General features: G+C 45.6%; 1 protein-coding gene and 1 pseudogene. Both read right to left on the reverse strand.

Translation table 11 applies throughout. The features are described from left to right. Positions 1-173 precede the first annotated feature (173 nt). Positions 174-284: pseudogene (locus tag G5137_RS20660) on the reverse strand (gamma carbonic anhydrase family protein); the annotation flags it as partial. Positions 285-413: 129 nt separating this feature from the next. Further along, on the reverse strand, positions 414-632 hold a 219-nt coding region (locus G5137_RS20665), incomplete at its 5' end, for a hypothetical protein (RefSeq protein WP_421255918.1).

Here is a 632-nt window from a genome sequence, read left to right on the forward strand (position 1 = left end):
CAACTGCCTCAACTGCCTCAACTGCCTCAACTGCCTCAACTGCCTCAACTGCCTCAACTGCCTCAACTGCCTCAACTCATCATTCACCTATATGTTCTTCTATAGAAGTAAGCGCTGTTCCCAAACCACTGCTGAGTGGTGAATGGTTAATGGTTGGATCACTTGGCGTGAACATCGTCAGCCAGCTGATATCGCCCTACATATACCCATTTGCCCAATTGCGGACGTTTTCCCTTGTAGGGTCTCAGTCGCAAGTCCATCTTGGCCTCCTTGTTTTCGGCCATTCTAGCAATCTGGAACCAGTTTCTGTGGATAAGTTTGTATAAAAGCTGTGTCTGGATATGAATAACTAAAAAAGTGCGGTTTTTTGCAATTTTATTGCAGATAAGGGGTTGCCAGAAAGAATCTGTTCCCTATAATGCGCCTCCATCGACACGGCAAGCGGCAACGCAAACAACCTCGTCGGTAACCTCGAAAAGCCTTTGAAAATAAGGCTTGACTCGAGAAGGCGGTTGAGTAGAATTCCACTCCCGCAGCAACACACTGTTGCGTCGCTCTTTAACAATTTGAATCAAGCAATCTGTGTGGGCACTCACAGCATCGAACATCAAAAACAATTTTTGATTTTCAAT

The sequence above is a fragment of the Aeromonas sp. 600282 genome (genome assembly GCF_049175755.1).
GTDB lineage: Bacteria > Pseudomonadota > Gammaproteobacteria > Enterobacterales > Aeromonadaceae > Aeromonas > Aeromonas veronii_A.